The sequence below is a fragment of the Caballeronia sp. AZ7_KS35 genome, from assembly GCF_023631045.1.
GTDB lineage: Bacteria > Pseudomonadota > Gammaproteobacteria > Burkholderiales > Burkholderiaceae > Caballeronia > Caballeronia zhejiangensis.
Map to the genome: position 1 here is coordinate 144,596 of NZ_JALQDV010000038.1, position 19,576 is coordinate 164,171.

Consider the following 19,576-nt stretch of genomic DNA (forward strand, 5'->3'; position numbering starts at 1 on the left):
AAGGCGCGCTGCGCAATGTTATGTATCGCGCGACATGCGGGATACACTGCGATACAAAACGTCCGCCGAAGCGCGCTATAACGCAGTCATCGCAATCGGCGGGAGCTTCGAATGAAACGCATGCTGGCGGTCTTCGCCTTTCTCATCGGCGGGATCGCGACGGAAATGGCCCATCCGGTTCAGTGTCTGCTGGTCAGCCCGAGCCGGATGCAACTCAAGCGTCAACGACAACGATCCATCGATGGAAACCACTGATCACGTTTTGATCGTCGACGACGATCGCGGCATCCGCGAACTGCTCGCCGAATACCTCGAAAAAAACGGAATGCGTGTATCGCTCGCCGCGAACGGCCGGCAGATGCGCGCCGTGCTGGAGCAGCAAGGCGCGCCGGATCTGATCGTGCTCGATCTGATGCTGCCCGGCGAGGATGGCCTCGTGCTGTGCCGCGAGCTGCGCGCGGGCAAGTTCCGCCATGTGCCGGTGCTGATGCTCACCGCGCGCAACGAGGAAGCCGACCGCATTCTCGGCCTCGAAATGGGCGCCGACGATTACCTTCCCAAGCCCTTCGCCGTGCGCGAATTGCTCGCGCGCATCAAATCCGTATTGCGCCGCACGCGCATGCTGCCGCCGGGCATGGAAGTCACCGAAACCTCGCAGATGCTGGGATTCGGCGACTGGCGTCTCGACACGACCGCGCGCCATCTCCTCGACGCGGAAGGCACGATGGTCGCGCTCTCGGGCGCGGAATACCGCCTGCTGCGCGTGTTTCTCGACAACGCCCAGCGCGTGCTCACGCGCGATCAGTTGCTGAACCTGACGCAAGGCCGCCAGGCCGATGCATTCGATCGCTCCATCGATCTGCTCGTGTCGCGCTTGCGTCAACGGCTGCGCGACACCGCGCGCGAGCCGCGTTACATCAAGACCTTGCGCAGCGAAGGCTACGTCTTCTCCGCCGAAGTCAAACCGGTCGAGTCTTCTCAATGAGCACCGTTTCCTCCAGTTCACCGCTGCACTGGCCGCGCACGCTGTTCGCGCGCCTCGCGCTGATACTCGTCGTCGGGCTCGCGCTCGCCCAGACATTCTCGTTTCTTCTGACCATGCGCGAGCGCGACGAATCGATGACCAACATGATGGTCGGTTACGTCGAGCGCGAGGTCGCGAGCTCGGTCGCGCTGCTCGATCATCTGCCGCCGGAGGAGCGTGCGCAGTGGCTGCCGCGTCTCGCGCGTCGCAGCTACGAGTTCATCCTCGGACCGGGCGATCAGACCGGCGCGAAGCCGGATGCAGAGTTGTCGGAACGCTTCGCGAACTCGATCGGCGCGGGCATCGCCAATCGTTATCCGATGACGGTCAATGCCGTTCCCGGTCCCAGGGAGCGTTTTCAGGTGCATCTGAAGCTGTCGGATGGCTCGCCGCTCACCATCGACATGCGTCCGGTCGCCGGCATGCCGATGTCCGGCTGGCTCCCGCTCGTGCTGACGTTGCAGTTGATCGTGCTCGGCGCGTGCTGCTGGCTCGCGGTGCGCCTCGCAACCGGCCCGCTCAAGCGCCTCGCCAAAGCCGCCGATACGCTCGGCCCGGATCTCAAGGCCGAGCGTCTGCCGGAATCGGGACCGGAGGAAGTCGCGCGCGCCGCCAAAGCGTTCAACGCGATGCAGGACCGCGTTTCGATGTACATGGCCCAACGCATGCAGATCCTCGCGGCGATCACGCACGATTTGCAGACGCCGATCACGCGTATGCGGCTGCGCGTCGACGTGATGGACGACGAATCGACCGGCGCGAAGCTGCAGCAGGATCTGAAGGAGATGGAATCGCTCGTGAAGGAAGGCGTGACCTACGCGCGCACGCTGCACGGCACGAACGAAGCGCCGCGCCGCATCGATGCCGACGCGCTCATCGAAACCATGGTCGACGATTATCTCGATGCAGGACAATCGGTGAGGTTGTCGGGCAACATCGGCGGTGCACTGATGGCGCCGCCGCAGGCCTTGAAGCGCGTTATCGGCAATCTCGTCGATAACGCGATCAAGTATGCCGGCGAGGCGGAAATCGAAGTCTCGACGCGCGACGACGGACGCGCCGTCATCTCCGTGCTCGATCGCGGGCCGGGCATTCCGGAAGAATCGCTGGACGCGGTGTTCGAGCCCTTCGTGCGGCTCGAAGATTCGCGCAACCGGCAAACGGGCGGCACCGGACTGGGGCTCGCGATCGCGCGCCAGCTCACGCTCGCGATGGATGCGTCGCTCACGCTGCATCATCGGGAAGGCGGCGGGCTCGAAGCGCGGCTCGCGCTCAAGAAGACCGCTTGAGACATTTTTTCCGATCCATCACATACGACGTCTTATATTTCCTTACGCGTTTGCACCGAGTTGACGCGTCTCCTGCGTGTTGGATAACGTTTGCCTTGTACGCAAACTGATACGACATCCGATAAATAAACGATCAGGAGACGATCGATGAAGCACCCACAAAACCGCGCGCGCCGCGCGTTCGTGAAGTTCGCGGGGCTGTCGGCGGGCGCCCCGCTGCTCGGCGCGATGAGCACACTCGGCGCGCTCGCCGGTTGCGGCGGCCACGACGACTCCGATTCCGCCTCCGGCTCGCCGACGCCGCCCGCCGCGCAAGACCCGATCTGGGGCCCGTCCGGCTCCGCGACGCAGATCGTCAACGCGCTGCAGAGCGTCTCGACGTCGATGTTTCCGAGCCGCCAGTTCCTCGTCACCGATTACGGCGCGAAAACGTGCGCGGTCGTCGCGGCGGCGAATCCATACACCGATCCGGCGAAGTCGCCATTGAGCACCGGCGCGGACCAGACCCACGCGCCCGGCTCCTTCGATTCGCGCCCCGCGTTTCTCGCGGCCATCGCGGCCTGCAACGCGGCGGGCGGCGGACACGTCGTCGTGCCGTCGGGAACGTGGTATTGCGCGGGACCGATCGTGCTGCTGTCGAACGTCGACTTTCATCTGTCCGCGAACTGCACGATCTACTTCAGCCCGAATCCCGCCGACTACGCGAAGGATGGCCCGGAAGATTGCGGCGCGAACGGCAAGCTCTACTACAGCCGCTGGCAGGCGAACGACTGCCTCAACTACGGCCCGCCGGTCTACGCGCGCAATCAGACGAACATCGCGGTGACGGGCGAAGGCGACAGCTCCGTGCTCAACGGCCAGGCGATGACGCCATTCGCCGGCAGCGGCAACACCGCGACGTGCTGGTGGACGTGGAAGGGCAATAGCGGCGTCTACGGCTGCGTGAATTCGTCGACGCCATCGCAGGCATCGGTCAATGCGAACAACGTCGACCTGAAGACCGCCGTGCCCGGCATCGCCGATGCGCTCTACACCAAGCTCACCGATCCGGCCACGCCGTGGCAGCAGGACCAGAACTATCTGCCGGCGCTATCGGAAGCGGGCGTCGCCATCGAAAAGCGCATCTTCGGCATCGGCCATTATCTGCGGCCGTGCATGGTGGAATTCATCGGCTGCACGAACGTGCTGATGGAAAGCTATCGCACGAACAACACGCCGTTCTGGCAGCATCATCCGACCGATTGCCGCAACGTCGTGATGCGCAGCGTGACGGTGGACAGCATCGGCCCGAACAATGACGGCTTCGATCCCGACGCCTGCGACACGGTCCTCTGCGAGAACGTGACGTTCAACACCGGCGACGACTGCATCGCGATCAAGTCGGGCAAGGATCTCGACACGCAGTACGGCCCGGCGCAGAACCACGTCATCCAGAACTGCACGATGAACAGCGGCCACGGCGGCATCACGCTCGGCAGCGAAATGGGCGGCGGCGTGCAGAAAATCTACGCGCGCAACCTGCAGATGCTCAACAAGTTCTGGGCGACGAATTCGCTGAACATCGCGATCCGCATCAAGACGAACATGAATCGCGGCGGCTTCGTGAAGGACTTTTACGTCGACAACGTGACGCTGCCCAACGGCGTGAGCCTCACGCCTTCCGGTTACGGCAGCAGTCTGCTCGCGGGCAGCCCGATCAACGCGACGGTGCCGCTCGGCGTGGCGACGGCGACGGCGGCGAATCCATCGGCGGCGCAGGGCGGCATCATCACGTTCGATTGCGACTATCAGCCGTCGAAAGACGCGATCCGCACGCGGCCCGCGCTCGTGCAGAACGTGAACATCTCGAACCTGAAGGCGAGCAACGTGTCGCTGAACGGCGCGAGCGGATCGTGTTTTCAGGCAATCGTCGCGCAAGGCCCGGTCGCGTTCGATTACAACGGCCCCGCGCCGACGCCCGCGATTCCGGCGATCACCGGCGTCACGATCACGGATTGCGATTTCGGCACACCGGTCGCGGCCGGACCCGCAACGGCGACGACGCCCGGCCCGATCTACGCGTACAACGTTCACGACATCGTGCTTGCGAACACGCTGATCGCGGGCGTCGCGATGAACTCGACAGTCAGCGACGCGCGCTGAAACGACGCCACGCAAGCCAGGGCAGGCGCGCGAGGAAGCCGAGGAAAAGCCGCATGTGCATCCATGTCAGCAGCGCGTTGTCGCGGCCGTAGTGGAAGTGCGAGACGCCGCCTTCCTCGGCCGTGAAGTAGCGCACGGGCGCGTCGACGTTGATCGGGCGCACGCCGCGCCAGCACAGGCGCACGACCGCTTCCGGATCGAAGTCGAAGCGGCGCATGAAAGTCTGCGCATGCATCAGCGCGGCGAGCGGCGCGATCGGATAGACGCGAAAGCCGTAGAGCGAATCGCCGATGCCCATCCACAGCGTTTCGAGATTCGCCCAGCCGTTCGAGATGCGCCGTCCCTGCACGCGCAGTTGCGGCGCGCTCGCATCGAATTTCGGGCGGCCGAGGATCATCGCATCGGGCGCCTTCATCGACGTTTCCATGAACGTGCGGATCAGCGCGGCGGGATGTTGTCCGTCCGAGTCCATCGTGAGGACGTGCGTGAAGCCGAGCTTCGCCGCTTCGTCGATGCCCGCGAGAATTGCCGCGCCCTTGCCGCGATTTTCTGGCAGCACGATCACGCGCAGCCCGTCGTCGGCTTCGGCCATTTTGACGAGGCGTTCGGCGCTGCCGTCGGTACTGCCGTCGACGACCACCCACACCGGATTCCACTGCTCGCGCGCCCCGCGCACGGTTTCATCGACTTTCTCGCCGGGGTTGTAGCTCGGAATGAGGACGAAGTGCGTGGACGATGCGCGTGTGGAAGGCATTGCAAAAAAAAGCGGAATGAGTTGCGACGAATTTTAAAGTCTGCCGATGCCGATGCTTTCAGTCGCGGATGCGATGCGCATCGAGTTCGCCCGCATAAAAGCGCTGCAATTCGGCGATGAACGCCTGCAGCGCAGCGTGATCGCGTCCCGGCGGCGCGAAGCGGCGGCCGAGCGTCACGCGATAGGTGATCGGCAGCGCGGGCTTCCTGAAGATCTGCCAGCCCTTGCCGAGAAAACCGGAATCCGTTTCGATAACCAACGTCTGGACCGGCGCCTGCGCGCGCGCCGCGATCAGTGCGATGCCGCCCTTCAGCGGATTCACCGCCGCGCTTTCGGTGCGCGTGCCTTCGGGAAAAAGCAACAGCGGACTGCCACGCTGCAGTTCGGCGACGGCGGCGCGAATCAGCCCGACGGACGTATCGTTGACGATATAACCCGCGAGCAGCGCGCCCGGCCCGAGAAACACGTTGCCGGCGACATCGCCCTTCATGACGCAGCAGGTGTCGGGCACGCGCGACGCGATCAGCAGCGCATCGAGCAGGCACGGATGATTCGGCGCGAGGATCATCGCGGGCTGGCCCGCGAGCGCATCGAGTCCGGAGAGATCGAAGCGGCATACGCCGAGCGTGCGCAGCAGCACGAAATAGCCGTGCCACACGCGCTGCACGACGGCTCGTCCGACGCGCCGGCCCGCATCGACGCTCAATACGCGGCGCAGAATCCACGCGAACGGAAACCACGCGAGACAGACGAGCGCGAGCACGACGAGCGCGAAATAGAACGCCACGCATTGCCATGCGGATTCGAGCGCGCCGGCAAGCGAACCCTTGCCGTCCGCCGCGCCGAATTTCCGATGAGCGTCACTCATCGCGCCACCCGATCGAGCATCATCAATTGGCCGATAGCTCCGCGCGTTGCGCATCGCGCAGATTGCGGCGGCGCTGACGATACGCGCGCAGCGAATTGCGCCAGTCGAGCGCGGCCGAGATGTAATAGATGCCCTTGAATGCACGCAGCGAATGCCAGATCGGCGTCGAGCCGAAGATATCGCCCGCGAGCAGCGACAGCAGCGCTTCCTTCATGCGCAGCGGATTTCTCGGGCCCATGAAGAGATTGCGCATCGTCGGCGAGGTCATGCGATAGATGAACCACGAGAACTCGCGCGGACCGTGACGCACGTCGCGGTCGAACTTCGCGAGCGCGGCTTGGGCGGTCGCGGGATTCGTCAGCGCGGCGTCGATCGCATCCGCGCCCGCGAACGCGCTCTGCATCGCAAGCATCACGCCGGACGAGAACACCGGATCGATGAACGCGAACGCATCGCCGAGCAAGAGGAAGTTGCGTCCGTGCGTCATGTCGCCGGTGTACGAGTAGTTGCCGGTCGCGTGGACTTCGCTGATCAGTTCGGCATCCTTCAGGCGCGCGGCGAGCGGCGGGCACATCGCGATGGTCTCGCGAAAGAACGTCTCGACCGACGTGCCCTTCGGACGCTGCTTCAGATACGCAGGCCACACGACCGCGCCGACGCTCGTCGCGCCGTCCGCGAGCGGAATGAACCAGAACCAGCCGTGCTCGAACCAGAACACGGTGATGTTGCCTTCGTTTTCGCCTTCGTTGCGGCGCGCGTTGCGGAAATGGCCGTACAGCGCCGACGAGTTGTGCCGTTCGTTGCGGCGCTTCGTCTTGAAGTGATTCGCGAGCAGCGTGTCGCGCCCCGAAGCATCGACGACGAAACGCGCCCGCACGTGCTCGATGCGGCCATCGTCGTGTTCGGCGTCGATCGTCGCGCTCGAACCATCCGGCGCGAACGCGACATCGCGCGCGCGGCAGCCTTCGCTCACCTGCGCGCCGTGCTTCGCGGCGTTGCGCAAGAGGATGTCGTCGAGCTCGGAGCGGCGCACCTGATACGCGCTCGGCATCGACTTGTCCCACGCATCGGCGAAAAGGAAACGCTGCATGCGATTGTCGTGCTGCGGCGATACGAACTCGGCCGCGAGCTTGACCATGCCGATGGCGCGCACTTCATCCGCGATGCCGAGCTTTTCGAACAGCCGCAAGTTCGCCGGCAACAGCGATTCGCCGATATGAAAACGCGGATGCCGCGCCTTCTCCAGCACGCGCACGCGATAGCCGCGGTCCGCGAGCAGGGTCGCGGCGGTCGATCCGGCCGGTCCGCCGCCGATCACGACGACATCCCAGGTTTGCGTCGTTTCACTCATCTGCGTCCCTCGGTGTGCTGGTCAGGCGATCCCGCCGTTGATCGACAGGACCTGCCCGGTGACATAAGCCGCCGCATCCGACACCAGATACGCGACCATGCCCGCGATTTCTTCCGCCGTGCCCGCGCGCTGCGCCGGCACCAGTTGCTTGATGCGCTCGGGCGGAAAGGCGCTGCCGAGCATCGGCGAATCGATGACGCCGGGCGCCACCGCGTTCACGGTGATGCCGCGCGACGCGAGTTCCTGCGCCAGCGCACGCGTCGCGCCGATCAGCCCGGCCTTCGCGGCGGCATAGTTCACCTGCCCGCGATTGCCCATTAAACCCGACAGCGACGACATGTTGACGATGCGTCCCCAGCGCGTGCGGATCATCGGCATCAGAAGCGGCTGCGTGACGTTGAAAAAACCGTCGAGCGTAACGTCGAGCACGCGTTTCCATTGCTCACGCGTCATGCCGGCCATCGGCGCGTCGTCGTGGATGCCCGCGTTGTTCACGAGAATCTGCACCCGGCCGTCCGCGAGGATGCGCGCGAGCGCGGCGTCGGTGGCGTCGGGATCGGTCACGTCGAAACCGATGGCATGCGCCGTGCCGCCCGCCGCGCGAATGGCTTGCACGCAGCTTTCAGCACGCTCGATGCCGCCGTTCGCGTGAATCCAGACTTCGTGTCCGGCCGCGCCGAGCGACCGGCCGACGGCTTGTCCGATCGCGCCGCTGCCGCCTGTCACGAGCGCGCGCATGGCCTTATCGCGTGCGATGCGCGGCGACGTGCGCCGCGAGCGCGCCGAGGCTCGCGAAAATCTTCTGATTGTCCGGATTGTCCGAGCGGAGTTCGAAGCCGTACTTCTTCGAGATCAGGAGCGCGATCTCCAGAATATCGATGGAATCGAGCCCGAAACCTTCTTCATACAACCGCGTATCGGCCGAGACGGCCTTGGGATCGACGTCCTCGAGATTCAGTTCGGCGACGATCAGCTCGGCGAGCTCTCTTTCCAGTTCATTCATCGTGTGTACAGGCCAGCGCAGGGAGGCGCCAAGGGCGGCTCGGAAAATGTGCGCCCCGCTTATCCGCACGTCGTCGGCTGCCTGTTATCGAGATAATTGCAGTGGCGAAATTCTAGACGATGCCCCTTGGGACGCCTAGTAGGAAAGGTAACTGGCCGCATGGCATCCTGCACCGGTGTAATTTTGAGAAAAATCAGGGAGTTCGCCGCGTGACGGGACCCCTGCGTCGGTAGGGTAAAATTCGCGCGTCTGACGAATGTAAGATCATCGAACAATCGGTTACAGACCGCCCGCGCACCGGCGCGGGAGAATGATCGTCAGGCGGGCGACTGCCGAGTTTTCTTCAACAACCGAGCGTTCACTAAAGAGCGCCGCAGCCGCATCCCATGTTGCGTACCTTTTTTCATCGACGAGCGGTTTTCGAGCGCCCGTCGCCTCCCGCGGGAGCGCGCCGATGAACGCCACCCGCTTTCTGCGCGCGGCGGGCGTCGTTGCCGCGATCGTCGCGTATCAGCTTGGCGCGCACCATGCCGCGTCCACGCCCGGCGCGCACGGACTCGGCCTCGCGCTCGTGCTCGCACCCCTTTTGTTGATCGCGCTGAACGCCGCCGTGCGCTCGAACGCGCGCGCGTGGCTCTTGCCGCTCTGGGCGCTCGGCTGCATGGCGCTTTGGCTCGCGCGTGCGCCGCTCACCGCGCATTTCGGCTGGGGGCTGTGGATCGAACACACGAGCTTCAATCTCGCGCTCGCGTGGATGTTCGGCCGCACGCTCGGACCGGGCCGCGAGCCGCTCTGCACGCAGTTCGCGACGATGGTCCACGGCAAGCTGGAGTCGCGCGTCGCGCGCTACACGCGGCGTGTCACCTTGGCATGGACGCTCTTCTTCGTCGCGACCGCGTTCGTATCGACGATGCTGTTCGCGTTCGCATCGATCGTCACGTGGTCCACGTTCGCCAACTATCTCGCGCTGCCGCTCGTCGGGCTCATGTTCGTCGCCGAATACGCGTGCCGGCGCATCGCGCTGCCGGACATGGAGCCGTCGAGCATCATGGACGCCGTTCGCGCCTACGCGCATTCGATGCAGATGCGTCGCAGCGGAGCGCAGTGATGCCGTCGAATTCATCGCACATGCAGACTTTTCCGCTGGTTTTCCACACATCGCCGGATCAGACCATCGCCTGGCGCGACGGCGCGAGCGTCTCCGTGCGCGACTTTCTCGCCGATGTCCGCGCGCTCGCCGATGCGCTTCCCGAAGGCGGGCATGTGTTCAACGTGTGTACGGACCGGTATCGCTTCACGGTGAGCCTGTGCGCGACGCTCGTCGCGGGCAAGACGAGCCTGCTGCCTTCGACACACACGCCGGAAATGGTGCGCGCCCTCGCCTCGTTCGCGCCCGACGCGTTTTGCCTGCACGACAGCGACGATTGCGCGATCGATCTGCCGCGCTTTCGCTATCCGGAGGTTGCGCACGTGGACGTTTCCGGCGAAGCGCAGGTTCCGCATATCGACGGGGCGCGCGTCGTCGCGTACGTGTTCACGTCCGGCTCGACCGGTGTGCCGGTGCCGCATCGCAAGACGTGGGGCTTTCTCGTGAAGAACGTGCGCGCCGCCGCCGACCGGCTCGGCCTGCTCGGGCAAGCCCGCGCGACGCTCATCGGCACGGTGCCGCCGCAGCACATGTACGGCTTCGAATCGACGGTGCTGCTCGCGCTCATCGGCGGCCTCGCGTTCAGCAACCGTCAGCCGTTCTATCCCGTCGATATCCGCGCGGAACTCGACGCCGTGCCGGAACCGCGCGTGCTCGTCAGCTCGCCGATCCATCTGCGCGCGCTCTTTGCCAACGACGAAGCGTTGCCGCGCGCATCGCTCGTGCTGTCGGCGACCGCGCCGCTTTCGGAAAAACTCGCGCTCGACGCCGAAGCGCGCCTCGACGCGCCGCTGATGGAAATCTACGGCAGCACCGAAACGGGCCAGATCGCGACGCGCCGCACTGCGCGCACCGCCGCGTGGGAGTTGTTTCCCGACATCGCGCTGACGCCACGCGCCGACGATGCCGACGATCCCGGCGAACCGACGATGTGGGCGTCGGGCGGACACGTCGAAACGCCGGTGCCGATGGGCGACGCGCTCGAACTCATCGACGAGACGCATTTTCTGCTGCACGGGCGCAAGGCGGATCTCATCAACATCGCGGGCAAGCGCACGTCGCTCGCGTATTTGAATCATCAGCTGAACGCGGTGCCGGGCGTGGTCGACGGCGTGTTCTACATGCCTGACGAAACGGAAGCCGACAGCGAACCCGTGCGCCGTCTGATGGCGCTCGTCGTCGCGCCGAGGCTCGCCGTGGCGGACTTGCAGCGCGCGTTGCGCGAGCGCATCGACGCCGCGTTCATGCCGCGTCCGCTGCTGTTCGTCGAAACGCTGCCGCGCAACGCGACCGGCAAGCTGCCGCGCGACGTGCTCACGCAACTGATCGAGCAGGAACGCAAGCGGCGCGCGGCGTTGAGCTTCACCGTGCCGCCGGATCATCCCGCGCTCGCCGGACATTTCCCCGGCCATCCGATCGTGCCGGGCGTCGTCCTGCTCGATCACGCGCTCGACGCGATCGGCGCCGCGCTCGGCACGAGCGCTGACGCGTGCAGGATCGAATCGGCGAAATTCCTGAGTCCGGCGAAACCGGGCGAGGCGCTCGATATCGCCTACGAAACGGCGGCGAGCGGCGCGATCCGCTTCACGATTCGCGCGGGCGCACGCGCGGTGGCGAGCGGCGCGCTCGCGGCGCCGTCCGCCGGGGACGCCCGAGCATCGTGAACAAGCCGCGCAACCGCGACGACTGGGCCGACCGCCAGGAACGCAGCAACCTCGCGTTGCTGCGCTTCATGACGTGGATATCGCTGCGCTTCGGACGGCGCATCGGGCGCGTGCTGCTGCGGATCATCACCGCGTATTTCGTCGTGTTCGCGCCGCGCGCGCGGCGTGCGTCGCGCGGCTATCTGAATCGCGCGCTCGGGCGGCATGCGGGCTGGCGCGACGGGTATCGGCATGTGTTTTCGTTCGCATCGACGATTCACGACCGCATCTATCTGCTCAACGAGCGCTTCGATCTGTTCGATATCCGCACGCACGGCGTCGAGGATGTCGAAGCGGCGCTCGCCGGCGGACACGGCGCGTTCTTGATGGGCGCGCATCTCGGCAGCTTCGAAGTGGTGCGCGCGATCGGGCGGGCGCAGCCGCATATCCGCATCGCGATCACGATGTATGAAGAGAACGCGCGCAAGATCAACGCGATCCTCGCCGCCGTGAATCCGGCCGCGCATCACGATGTGATCGGTCTCGGCAAAGTCGATGCGATGCTCAAGGTGCGCGAGCGGCTCGATGCGGGCAGCCTCGTCGGCATTCTCGCGGACCGCACGCTGCCCCAGGCCGGCGACGCGCTCAGGGAACGCGACTTTCTCGGCGCGCCCGCCGCGTTTCCGCTCGGGCCGCTGCATATGGCGGCGGTGCTGCGCCGTCCGGTCGTCTTCATGACGGGGCTGTATCTCGGCGGCAATCGCTACGACATCCATTTCGAAACGCTCGCCGATTTCTCGACGATCGAGCGCGGCGAGCGCGCCGCCGCCGTCGATGCCGCGCTCACGCGCTATGTCGCGCTGCTCGACAAGTATTGCCGCGCCGCGCCGTACAACTGGTTCAACTATTTCGATTTCTGGCAGACGAGCGCCGCGCAGGACCACGCGCCCGCGAGCGCGGCGCCGCTGCGGGAAGCGACGAGGGATTCCTGAACTCATGCGAATTTTCGCCGCCGTTCTGACGGCCGCCTTGCTGTCGGCTGCATCGACGATCAGTGTCGCCGCCGACGCCCCCTGGACGCTCGATCGCCTGATGAACACGCTCGGCGCGAAGAAATCGGGCCGCGCGCATTTCACCGAGACGCGTTATCTGAAGATCGCGCAGGCGCCGCTCGAATCGTCGGGCGAGCTCGTGTTCGTCGCGCCCGATCATCTGGAAAAGCACACGACGAGTCCGAAGCCGGAGAATCTTGTCGTCGATGGCGACATGCTCACCGTCGACCGCAACGGCCGCAAAATCACGATCCCGCTGCGCAACTATCCGGAACTGGGCGCGTTCATCGAAAGCATTCGCGCGACGCTCGCGGGCAACCGCTTCGCGCTCGAAAATGCGTACAAGGTTTCGATCGACGGCAAAGGCAACGACTGGACGATGACGCTCGTGCCGATCGATTCGCGCATGCAGCAGAAAGTCAGCTCGATCACGCTCGCAGGCACGGGCGCGGCGCTCGCGCGCGTCGAGATTCGCCAGGCCGACGGCGACCGCTCGCTGATGCGCCTGCAAGACGCGTCGGCGCACTGACCGCGGCATGCGCGCGGTCTCGCGGTCCTTGCGTCAGCCGGCGGTCATCGTCTGGCTGTGCTTTCTCGCGGCGTGCGCGGCGATCATCGCGCGCGCGAGCTTTTCCGCCGATCTCTCCGCTTTCCTTCCGCGCACGCCGAGTGAGCAGCAGCGCGTGCTCGTCGAGCAGTTGCGCGACGGGCTCGTGTCGCGGCTGATTCTCGTCGGCATCGAGGGCGGCGATGCTAATGCGCGCGCCGAACTCTCGCGCAAAATCGCGGCGACGCTGCGCGAGGACAAGCGCTTTTCGGCGATCAACAACGGCGAGCCGGTCGGACAGGCGCGCGACGAGCGCTTCGTGTTCGAGCATCGCTATCGGCTGAGTCCATCGGTTACGCCCGAGCGCTTCAGCGAATCCGGCCTGAAAGACGCGCTCGCCGACAGTCTCGACCTGCTCGCCTCGTCCGCGGGCATGATGACGAAGGACTTGCTGCCGCACGATCCGACCGGCGAAGTCACCGCGCTCGTCAGCCGTCTCGACAGCGGCGCGCAGCCCGCGATGCACGGCGGCGTGTGGGCATCGCGCGACGGCCAGCGCGCCGTGTTGCTCGCGCAGACCGCGAGCCCCGGTTCCGACACCGACGCGCAAGCGAGCGCGATGGCCGCGATCCGCGCCGCGTTCGACAAGGCCGCGCCGGGCGCGACGCCTTTTCGCCTGCTGCTGACGGGGCCGGGCGTCATCGCCGTCGAATCGCGCGACACGATCATGCGCGACGTGCGCTGGCTGTCGGCGGCGAGCATCGTGCTGATCGTCGTGCTGCTGCTCGCGGTGTATCGGTCGGTGCCGACGCTCTTGCTCGGCCTGATGCCGGTGCTTTCCGGCGTCGCGGCGGGCGTGGCCGCCGTGAGCCTCGCGTTCGGCACGGTCCACGGTCTGACGCTCGGTTTCGGCACGACGCTCATCGGCGAGGCGGTCGACTATTCGATCTATCTCTTCGTGCAATCGGCGGGCGTTCAACGGCGCGAATCGCTGAAGGACTGGGTCGCGGGCTTCTGGCCGACGATCCGTCTCGGCGTGCTGACGTCGATCTGCGGCTTCGCCTCGATGCTCTTCTCCGGCTTTCCGGGCCTCGTGCAGCTTGGGCTGTATTCGATCGTCGGTTTGTCGACGGCGGGCATCGTCACGCGCTTCGTGCTGCCGCATCTGCTGCCGCAAGGCTTCGCGATTCGCGATGTCTCGCGCCTCGGCAATGTGCTCGCGCGTTTCGCCGCGCGCGCGTCGCACTTGCGCGTGGCGCTCGCGGTGCTGCTTTTCGCCGCGCTCGCGACGCTGCTCATGCAGCGGCACGGCTTGTGGAGCCAGGAGTTGTCGTCGCTCAGCCCGGTTCCGAAGGCGAGCCAGGATCTCGACGAACGCCTGCGCGCGGATGTCGGCGCGCCGGACGTGCGCTATCTCGTCGTGGTGTCGGCGGCGAGCGAGCAGGCCGCGCTCGAGCGCGCGGAAGCCGTCGCGCGGCAATTGCAGCCGCTCGTCGATGCCCGCGTGATCGCCGGTTTCGAAAGCCCGGCGACGTATCTGCCGAGCGACGCCGCGCAGCGCGCGCGCATCGCGAGCCTGCCGGATGCCGATACCTTGCGCGCGCGTCTCGCGCCCGCTTTGCGCAATCAGACGATCCAGGTAAAGCCCGAGGTTTTCGAGCCTTTCATCGCCGATGTCGAAGCCGCGCGCGCGCAGCCGCTCTTGCGACGCGCCGATCTGCGCGGCACGTCGATGGCGCTCGCCGTCGATTCGCTTCTCACCGAACGCGACGGCCGCTGGACCGCGATGCTGCCTTTGCGCGCGGCCGAAGGCTCGGACGTGCAGGTGCACCAAATTCGCGCGGCGGTCGCGGCGGCGCGCGTGCCGGACGCGCTTTTCGTCGACATGAAAGCGGAAGCCGATCGCCTCTACCGGAACTACGTGCACGAGGACATTCGCCTGTCGCTCGGCGGATTCGCCGCGATCGTCGTGCTGCTGGTGCTCGCGCTGCGCTCACCGCTGCGCGCGGCGCGCACGCTGGCGCCGCTCGTCGCGGCGGTGATCGTCGTGATCGCGAGCCTCGCGCTCGCGGGCAAGTCGCTGACGATCCTGCATCTGATCGGCATGCTGCTGATTGTCGCGGTCGGCTCGAATTACGCGCTCTTCTTCAACTATCGCGCGCACGCCGAAAACGACGCGGTTTCGCCGCAGACGCTCGTCTCGCTCGTGATCGCGAATCTCGCGACCGTGCTCGGCTTCGGGCTGCTCGCGCTGTCGAACGTGCCGATGCTCAAGACCTTCGGGTTGACGGTCGGTCCCGGCGCGATTCTGGCGCTGCTGTTCTCGGCGATTCTCGCGCCGCGCTCGGGATTGTCGCGATGAACGCGCCCGGCGAGCCGCGCCGCTGGACGCCGACGCCCTTGATCGGCGGCGCGGCGGCCGTGCACGCGGGCGCGCTGGCATCGCTGATCCTCGCGCCCGCGACCTGGCCGTGGGCGGCGGGCGGCGTGATCGCGTCGCATCTCGCGCTGACGGCGGCGGGACTCTGGCCGCGAAGCGCCCTGCTCGGCCACAACTGGACGACGCTCCCCGAATCGGCGGGTGCGTGCATCGCCATCACCATCGACGATGGCCCCGATCCCGACGTGACGCCGCGCGTGCTCGATCTGCTCGACGCGCATCGGGCACGGGCGACGTTCTTCTGCATCGGCGAGCGGGCGCGCGCCTATCCGAACATCGTTCGGGAAATCGTCGCGCGCGGACATGCCGTCGAGAATCACAGCCAGCGGCATCGGCATGATTTTTCGCTGATGGGACCGGGCGCGTTGCGGCGCGAGATCGACGCTGCGCAAGCCACGTTCGAGGAAATCGTAGGCACGCGGCCCCTCTTCTTTCGCGCGCCAGCGGGCTTGCGCAATCCGTTTCTCGAACCGGTGCTGTGCGCGCTCGGCCTGCAGCTCGCCAGCTGGACGCGGCGCGGTTTCGATACGCGCACCGGCGACGCATCGCTCGTTTCGCGACGTTTGCTGAACGGATTCGCTGCGCGCGACATTCTGCTCGTCCACGATGGCCACGCCGCAAGGGACGCAAACGGCGCGCCCGTCCTGCTCGCCGCGCTCGACACCGTGTTGCGCGCGGCGGCGGATCGCGGGCTTGTCACCGTCACATTGCGCGAGGCGATCGTCGGATAGACGGCGCGGCCCCTCCGCTCGATTCTGGTGAGCACCCCATTCACTCCGCGCACACTATTATTTCGGATTGCAAATAAGAATCTTCCGGAAGAGAAAAGCCACAGTCGCAAAGTATGCTTGGATCCGAAGCGATGTGTCTTTTTCCGTAAACAATATGTCGGATGACGAAGATAAGGGGTGACTGTGAGAGGGCTTGAACGAATTGCTTTTGATGCACCGAAGTCACTGGCGGAGATCACCGAGGAGCGGCTACGACAGTTGATCGTCAATGGAGAACTGGAGTTTGGGGAACAAGTCACGGAATCCAGGCTGTCCGACCTTTTTGGCTTGAGCAAAACGCCCGTCCGTGAAGCGCTCCTTCGATTGAGCATTGCCGGCCTCGTCGAGATAAAAGCGCGGTCGGGAACGTATGTGTTCTCGCTGACGGACAAGAACATCTGCGACATCAGTACGCTACGCATTACGCTCGAACAGGCCGCCATTCGCTCCGCCATGCGCGAGAACGCTGCCCGCCTCATGGAAGAACTGAACCGGAACCTCGACGCTGCACGCGCCTTGCACGCAACGTTCGAGTTGGCAACGTATCGCGCGCTCGATCATGAGTTTCATCAGATTCTCGTCAGGCATTCGGACAACCCTTATCTGATCGATTGCTACTCGACGATAAGCACGAAGGTATTGGCGATGCGCAATCGCCTGACGTTCTCGCGCGAGTACATCAATAAATCGATTGACGAGCATCGTGCAGTCACCCGCGCGCTGGTCGAAAACGATGTCGACGGAGCCTGCATCATTCTTGCAGAACACGTCAACTGTGGCTTCACGGAGCGCACGCGACGTCTGTTGACAGACATCGCGCGAATGCAGTAACGCTGGGCGCGTGGTGCGCTTATTCGATCGTGAAGGCGTGATACCGCTTCACGACGTCATCGTTCAGTTCTTGCCCAAGCCCCGGCAAATCCGGGACTGAGAAGTCGCCGCGCTCGGGTTGATAGTCGTGAATGCACAACTCGCGCACGCAATCCTTCAGGCTGTGCGTGTGATGCTCGTGAATGATGAAGTTCGGTACCGCGGCTTCGAGGTGGAGCGCTGCCGCAGTCGAGACCGGCCCGCCGCAGATATGCGCCTGCATCGTCGCGTCGTACAGGTTTGCATAGTCACAGATTTTCTTCGCCTCCGTCAGTCCGCCGCAAAGGCAAATGTCCGGCTGTATCACGGCCACGGCCTGTTTTTCGAACAGATCGCGATAACCCCAACGCGTATAGCAGCGTTCGCCGGTTGCGATCGGGATTGACGTATTGCGCGCGACCATCGCCATGTTGTCCATGTTGAGCGGATGAACCGGCTCTTCATAGAACAGGATGTTGTACGGCTCGACAGTCCGCGCGAACTGGATTGCTGCGTTGACCCCAAGCAGCGCATGCGCTTCGATGATGATGTCGACGTCCGGCCCGACAGCTTCGCGCATGGCCGCGATCCGTTCCTCACCCATGCGCAACTGGTCCGCTCGTAACAGCCCGAAGTAGTTCTGGTTGACTTCCCAATCGAGCGGCGGGCCGCCGTTGCGGTCGACTTGCAACGGGTCGACCTTGATCGCCGTATAACCCTGCGAGACGGCTTTGCGTGCTGCGTCGGCGTACTGCTCGGGGCGTGTGAGCATTTGATGCGTGTCGCTCCAACCGAACTGAAGTTGACTGGCATAGGCGCGCAACCGCTCGTTTGTCTTGCCGCCGAGCAACTGATAGACCGGCGCGCGCAGGGCTTTGCCGCGAATGTCCCACAGAGCGATATCGATCGCGCTCATGCCCGCGTAGAAGACGTTTCCGCCGCCCATGCCCCAAAACGTTGCGCGGAACAGGTTTTCCCAGATGGCTTCGACCTTCATCGGATCTTTGCCGATGATGCGCGGGGCCAGGTCGCGCACGATGCCGACGCCCGCCTTTGCGCCCGCACCATAGGCCAGGCCGACTTCGCCGATGCCGCTGATTCCTTCATCGGTATTGATACGGATAAGGACCGGATTGAAGCGCGCCATGCGCGGATCGGTTCGGCTGACTTCACAATCGAATATTTCGACGTTCGTTATTTTCATTTATCAATATTCCAGAGAGACTTCGATGGAGCCCGATGCGACGATGTCAAGCGTTCGCGGTTTGCGCCGACGGACCGACCTTCGGTGTCTGGCGAGGAATGCTCATCGTGACCAGCACACAGAACGCGGCGACGCACAAAGCCGCCTCGACCATGAACACGCCATATGATCCGTAAGCCTGAGAGACATGTCCGAGCGCCTGGTTCGCGAGAAAGCCGCCGAGACTGGAGCACGAGTTGATAAAAGCGATGCTCAACGCGAGACCGGCCGGGGACAGCATTGCAGGGGGAATGGCCCAATACGGGCCGTAGAAGCTCAGAATGCCAACGCCAAACAACGCCATGCCAGCCATGCGAAGCGACATGGACGGAACGCTCGCGATGACGAAGAAGCCGACACCCGCAAGCAGCATCGGTAGCGCGGCGTGCCATTTGCGCTCGCCCGTGCGGTCGGAGTGCGCGCCCCAAAGCGGCATCGATATCATCGCGCAGACATACGGCAGCGCCATGATGAGCCCGGTTTGCGTATCGGTCAGGGACGCCGCGAATCCCTTCACCTGCCCCGGAAGCCAGTAATTCGATGCTTGCGAGGCCGCTTGAATCAGCATGTATGAGAGCGCCAGTTTCCAGATCGTCGAATTGCCCAACACCATCTTCAGCGTCGGCTGTTCGTCGGCGCCCTGCGCGCTTCTTTCCCGCTGCAACTCCGCTACGAGCCACGCTCTTTGATCCTTGTTCAGCCATTTGGCATCCGCAGGCGCGTCGACCAGAATGAAGAAAGCCAGACCGCCCAGCAGAATGGTCGGCACGCCTTCGATCGCGAATAGCCAGCGCCAGCCGCCATACCCGGCCATGTGGACGTGCTCGACGATCCAGCCGGACATCGGCCCCGCGACGACCGAGGAAAAGGCAATCGCCATCATGAAAAGCGACGTGACCTTGGCTCGCTCGCGAGCAGGGAACCAGCAGGCGAGATAGAAGATCATGCCGGGGAAGAAACCCGCTTCGAACACGCCGAGCAGCAGGCGCGCGATCGCGACGTGGGTCGCAGTCTGGGCAAAGAATGTCAGTGCTGTAACCGCGCCCCACACTATGACGATGAAGCTGATCCAGCGGCGCGCGCCCAGGCGCTGAAGCGCGAAGTTGGCCGGAATCTGGCACAGCAGATACGACGCAAAAAACATCGATGCGATCGTGCCGAACTGGGTCGGGGAAATGTCCAACTCCCGATTCATTTGCAGGGCCGCAAAACCGACATTCACCCGGTCGAGATAGTTGAAGAAGTAAAGAATGAACGCGAACGGCACGATCTTCCACATCACCGTTCGAATGACCTGCGGCCCAAATTCCTGACGCTCCAAAAATGCCTCCCGAATATCGAATGGTCAACATACCTATTTAATATTGACAACACGGTATCCAGCAGCGTTTTCTCCGTCAACCCGAAGTATCTGATGTATGAGACACCAATTTGTGTGCCGTAGCGTGTCACGC

Annotated in this window: 18 protein-coding genes; 11 read left to right on the forward strand and 7 right to left on the reverse strand. The window is 64.6% G+C overall.

Features of this window, described 5'->3' with window-relative positions:
- Positions 1-111: 111 nt before the first annotated feature.
- The 4 genes from NCT05_RS23395 (at position 112) to NCT05_RS23410 (ending at position 4,455) form a co-directional block, all read left to right on the forward strand.
- Positions 112-255, forward strand: coding sequence for a hypothetical protein (locus NCT05_RS23395; RefSeq protein WP_167561844.1), 144 nt, complete (start codon positions 112-114; stop codon positions 253-255).
- Positions 242-985, forward strand: a complete 744-nt coding sequence (locus tag NCT05_RS23400) for a response regulator (protein ID WP_008348266.1) — start codon at positions 242-244, stop codon at positions 983-985. Before NCT05_RS23395 ends, NCT05_RS23400 begins: the two co-directional genes overlap by 14 nt.
- Positions 982-2,313, forward strand: coding sequence for an ATP-binding protein (locus NCT05_RS23405; RefSeq protein WP_175981026.1), 1,332 nt, complete (start codon positions 982-984; stop codon positions 2,311-2,313). The genes NCT05_RS23400 and NCT05_RS23405 overlap by 4 nt, the downstream gene beginning before the upstream one ends.
- Positions 2,314-2,460: 147 nt before the next feature.
- Positions 2,461-4,455, forward strand: a complete 1,995-nt coding sequence (locus NCT05_RS23410; protein ID WP_250503277.1) for a glycoside hydrolase family 28 protein — start codon at positions 2,461-2,463, stop codon at positions 4,453-4,455.
- Here NCT05_RS23410 and NCT05_RS23415 read toward each other — a convergent pair.
- The 5 genes from NCT05_RS23415 to NCT05_RS23435 are packed head-to-tail and all read right to left on the reverse strand — an operon-like array spanning position 4,439 to position 8,431.
- The gene (locus tag NCT05_RS23415; RefSeq protein ID WP_250457363.1) at positions 4,439-5,209 is read right to left on the reverse strand and encodes a glycosyltransferase family 2 protein; all 771 of its coding nucleotides are present in this window, start codon (positions 5,207-5,209) and stop codon (positions 4,439-4,441) included. The genes NCT05_RS23410 and NCT05_RS23415 overlap by 17 nt on opposite strands.
- A gap of 58 nt (positions 5,210-5,267) precedes the next feature.
- Positions 5,268-6,077: a lysophospholipid acyltransferase family protein gene (locus NCT05_RS23420; RefSeq protein ID WP_250503279.1), complete on the reverse strand. Its 810-nt coding sequence runs from the start codon at positions 6,075-6,077 to the stop codon at positions 5,268-5,270.
- Between the two features lie 22 nt (positions 6,078-6,099).
- Positions 6,100-7,428 carry an NAD(P)/FAD-dependent oxidoreductase gene (locus tag NCT05_RS23425; RefSeq protein WP_250503280.1) on the reverse strand — a complete coding sequence of 443 codons (1,329 nt, stop codon included), beginning with the start codon at positions 7,426-7,428 and terminating at the stop codon, positions 6,100-6,102.
- Positions 7,429-7,449: 21 nt separating this feature from the next.
- Entirely contained in the window at positions 7,450-8,166 is a 717-nt protein-coding gene (gene fabG / locus NCT05_RS23430; RefSeq protein WP_250503281.1) for a 3-oxoacyl-ACP reductase FabG, read from the reverse strand.
- A gap of 4 nt (positions 8,167-8,170) precedes the next feature.
- Positions 8,171-8,431 (reverse strand): phosphopantetheine-binding protein, encoded by a 261-nt coding sequence (locus NCT05_RS23435; RefSeq protein WP_008348277.1) that lies wholly within the window; start codon positions 8,429-8,431, stop codon positions 8,171-8,173.
- A gap of 454 nt (positions 8,432-8,885) precedes the next feature.
- On the opposite strand from NCT05_RS23435, the gene NCT05_RS23440 reads away from it, so the two are divergent.
- The 7 genes from NCT05_RS23440 (at position 8,886) to NCT05_RS23470 (ending at position 16,861) form a co-directional block, all read left to right on the forward strand.
- On the forward strand, positions 8,886-9,539 hold the full coding sequence (locus NCT05_RS23440; RefSeq protein WP_008348278.1) for a COG4648 family protein: 654 nt from the start codon (positions 8,886-8,888) through the stop codon (positions 9,537-9,539).
- 20 nt (positions 9,540-9,559) lie between these two features.
- Positions 9,560-11,242 carry an ApeI family dehydratase gene (locus NCT05_RS23445; protein ID WP_250457429.1) on the forward strand — a complete coding sequence of 561 codons (1,683 nt, stop codon included), beginning with the start codon at positions 9,560-9,562 and terminating at the stop codon, positions 11,240-11,242.
- Between the two features lie 68 nt (positions 11,243-11,310).
- A complete protein-coding gene (locus NCT05_RS23450) occupies positions 11,311-12,213 on the forward strand; it encodes a lysophospholipid acyltransferase family protein (RefSeq protein ID WP_051079015.1) in 903 nt (300 codons plus the stop codon).
- Between the two features lie 4 nt (positions 12,214-12,217).
- The gene (locus tag NCT05_RS23455) at positions 12,218-12,802 is read left to right on the forward strand and encodes a LolA family protein (RefSeq protein WP_250441020.1); all 585 of its coding nucleotides are present in this window, start codon (positions 12,218-12,220) and stop codon (positions 12,800-12,802) included.
- Positions 12,803-12,809: 7 nt separating this feature from the next.
- On the forward strand, positions 12,810-15,182 hold the full coding sequence (locus NCT05_RS23460; RefSeq protein ID WP_250503283.1) for an MMPL family transporter: 2,373 nt from the start codon (positions 12,810-12,812) through the stop codon (positions 15,180-15,182).
- The gene (locus NCT05_RS23465; protein WP_250503284.1) at positions 15,179-15,991 is read left to right on the forward strand and encodes a polysaccharide deacetylase family protein; all 813 of its coding nucleotides are present in this window, start codon (positions 15,179-15,181) and stop codon (positions 15,989-15,991) included. The genes NCT05_RS23460 and NCT05_RS23465 overlap by 4 nt, the downstream gene beginning before the upstream one ends.
- 183 nt (positions 15,992-16,174) lie before the next feature.
- Positions 16,175-16,861: a GntR family transcriptional regulator gene (locus NCT05_RS23470; protein WP_160172879.1), complete on the forward strand. Its 687-nt coding sequence runs from the start codon at positions 16,175-16,177 to the stop codon at positions 16,859-16,861.
- A 19-nt stretch (positions 16,862-16,880) separates the two neighbouring features.
- On the opposite strand, the gene NCT05_RS23475 is transcribed toward NCT05_RS23470, so the two are convergent.
- Positions 16,881-18,083, reverse strand: a complete 1,203-nt coding sequence (locus tag NCT05_RS23475; protein WP_175981046.1) for a mandelate racemase/muconate lactonizing enzyme family protein — start codon at positions 18,081-18,083, stop codon at positions 16,881-16,883.
- Positions 18,084-18,129: 46 nt separating this feature from the next.
- Positions 18,130-19,401, reverse strand: a complete 1,272-nt coding sequence (locus NCT05_RS23480) for an MFS transporter (RefSeq protein WP_250503286.1) — start codon at positions 19,399-19,401, stop codon at positions 18,130-18,132.
- Positions 19,402-19,576: the final 175 nt, after the last annotated feature.

Bases quoted from the DNA above. Each gene is read 5' to 3' on its own strand.
- NCT05_RS23455 (WP_250441020.1), top strand. From the start codon at position 12,218: ATGCGAATTTTCGCCGCCGTTCTGACGGCCGCCTTGCTGTCGGCTGCA.
- NCT05_RS23425 (WP_250503280.1), bottom strand. From the start codon at position 7,428: ATGAGTGAAACGACGCAAACCTGGGATGTCGTCGTGATCGGCGGCGGA.
- NCT05_RS23450 (WP_051079015.1), top strand. From the start codon at position 11,311: ATGACGTGGATATCGCTGCGCTTCGGACGGCGCATCGGGCGCGTGCTG.
- NCT05_RS23465 (WP_250503284.1), top strand. From the start codon at position 15,179: ATGAACGCGCCCGGCGAGCCGCGCCGCTGGACGCCGACGCCCTTGATC.
- NCT05_RS23405 (WP_175981026.1), top strand. From the start codon at position 982: ATGAGCACCGTTTCCTCCAGTTCACCGCTGCACTGGCCGCGCACGCTG.
- NCT05_RS23475 (WP_175981046.1), bottom strand. From the start codon at position 18,083: ATGAAAATAACGAACGTCGAAATATTCGATTGTGAAGTCAGCCGAACC.
- fabG (WP_250503281.1), bottom strand. From the start codon at position 8,166: ATGCGCGCGCTCGTGACAGGCGGCAGCGGCGCGATCGGACAAGCCGTC.
- NCT05_RS23460 (WP_250503283.1), top strand. From the start codon at position 12,810: ATGCGCGCGGTCTCGCGGTCCTTGCGTCAGCCGGCGGTCATCGTCTGG.
- NCT05_RS23415 (WP_250457363.1), bottom strand. From the start codon at position 5,209: ATGCCTTCCACACGCGCATCGTCCACGCACTTCGTCCTCATTCCGAGC.
- NCT05_RS23440 (WP_008348278.1), top strand. From the start codon at position 8,886: ATGAACGCCACCCGCTTTCTGCGCGCGGCGGGCGTCGTTGCCGCGATC.
- NCT05_RS23395 (WP_167561844.1), top strand. From the start codon at position 112: ATGAAACGCATGCTGGCGGTCTTCGCCTTTCTCATCGGCGGGATCGCG.
- NCT05_RS23420 (WP_250503279.1), bottom strand. From the start codon at position 6,077: ATGAGTGACGCTCATCGGAAATTCGGCGCGGCGGACGGCAAGGGTTCG.
- NCT05_RS23480 (WP_250503286.1), bottom strand. From the start codon at position 19,401: ATGTGGAAGATCGTGCCGTTCGCGTTCATTCTTTACTTCTTCAACTAT.
- NCT05_RS23435 (WP_008348277.1), bottom strand. From the start codon at position 8,431: ATGAATGAACTGGAAAGAGAGCTCGCCGAGCTGATCGTCGCCGAACTG.
- NCT05_RS23400 (WP_008348266.1), top strand. From the start codon at position 242: ATGGAAACCACTGATCACGTTTTGATCGTCGACGACGATCGCGGCATC.
- NCT05_RS23410 (WP_250503277.1), top strand. From the start codon at position 2,461: ATGAAGCACCCACAAAACCGCGCGCGCCGCGCGTTCGTGAAGTTCGCG.
- NCT05_RS23445 (WP_250457429.1), top strand. From the start codon at position 9,560: ATGCAGACTTTTCCGCTGGTTTTCCACACATCGCCGGATCAGACCATC.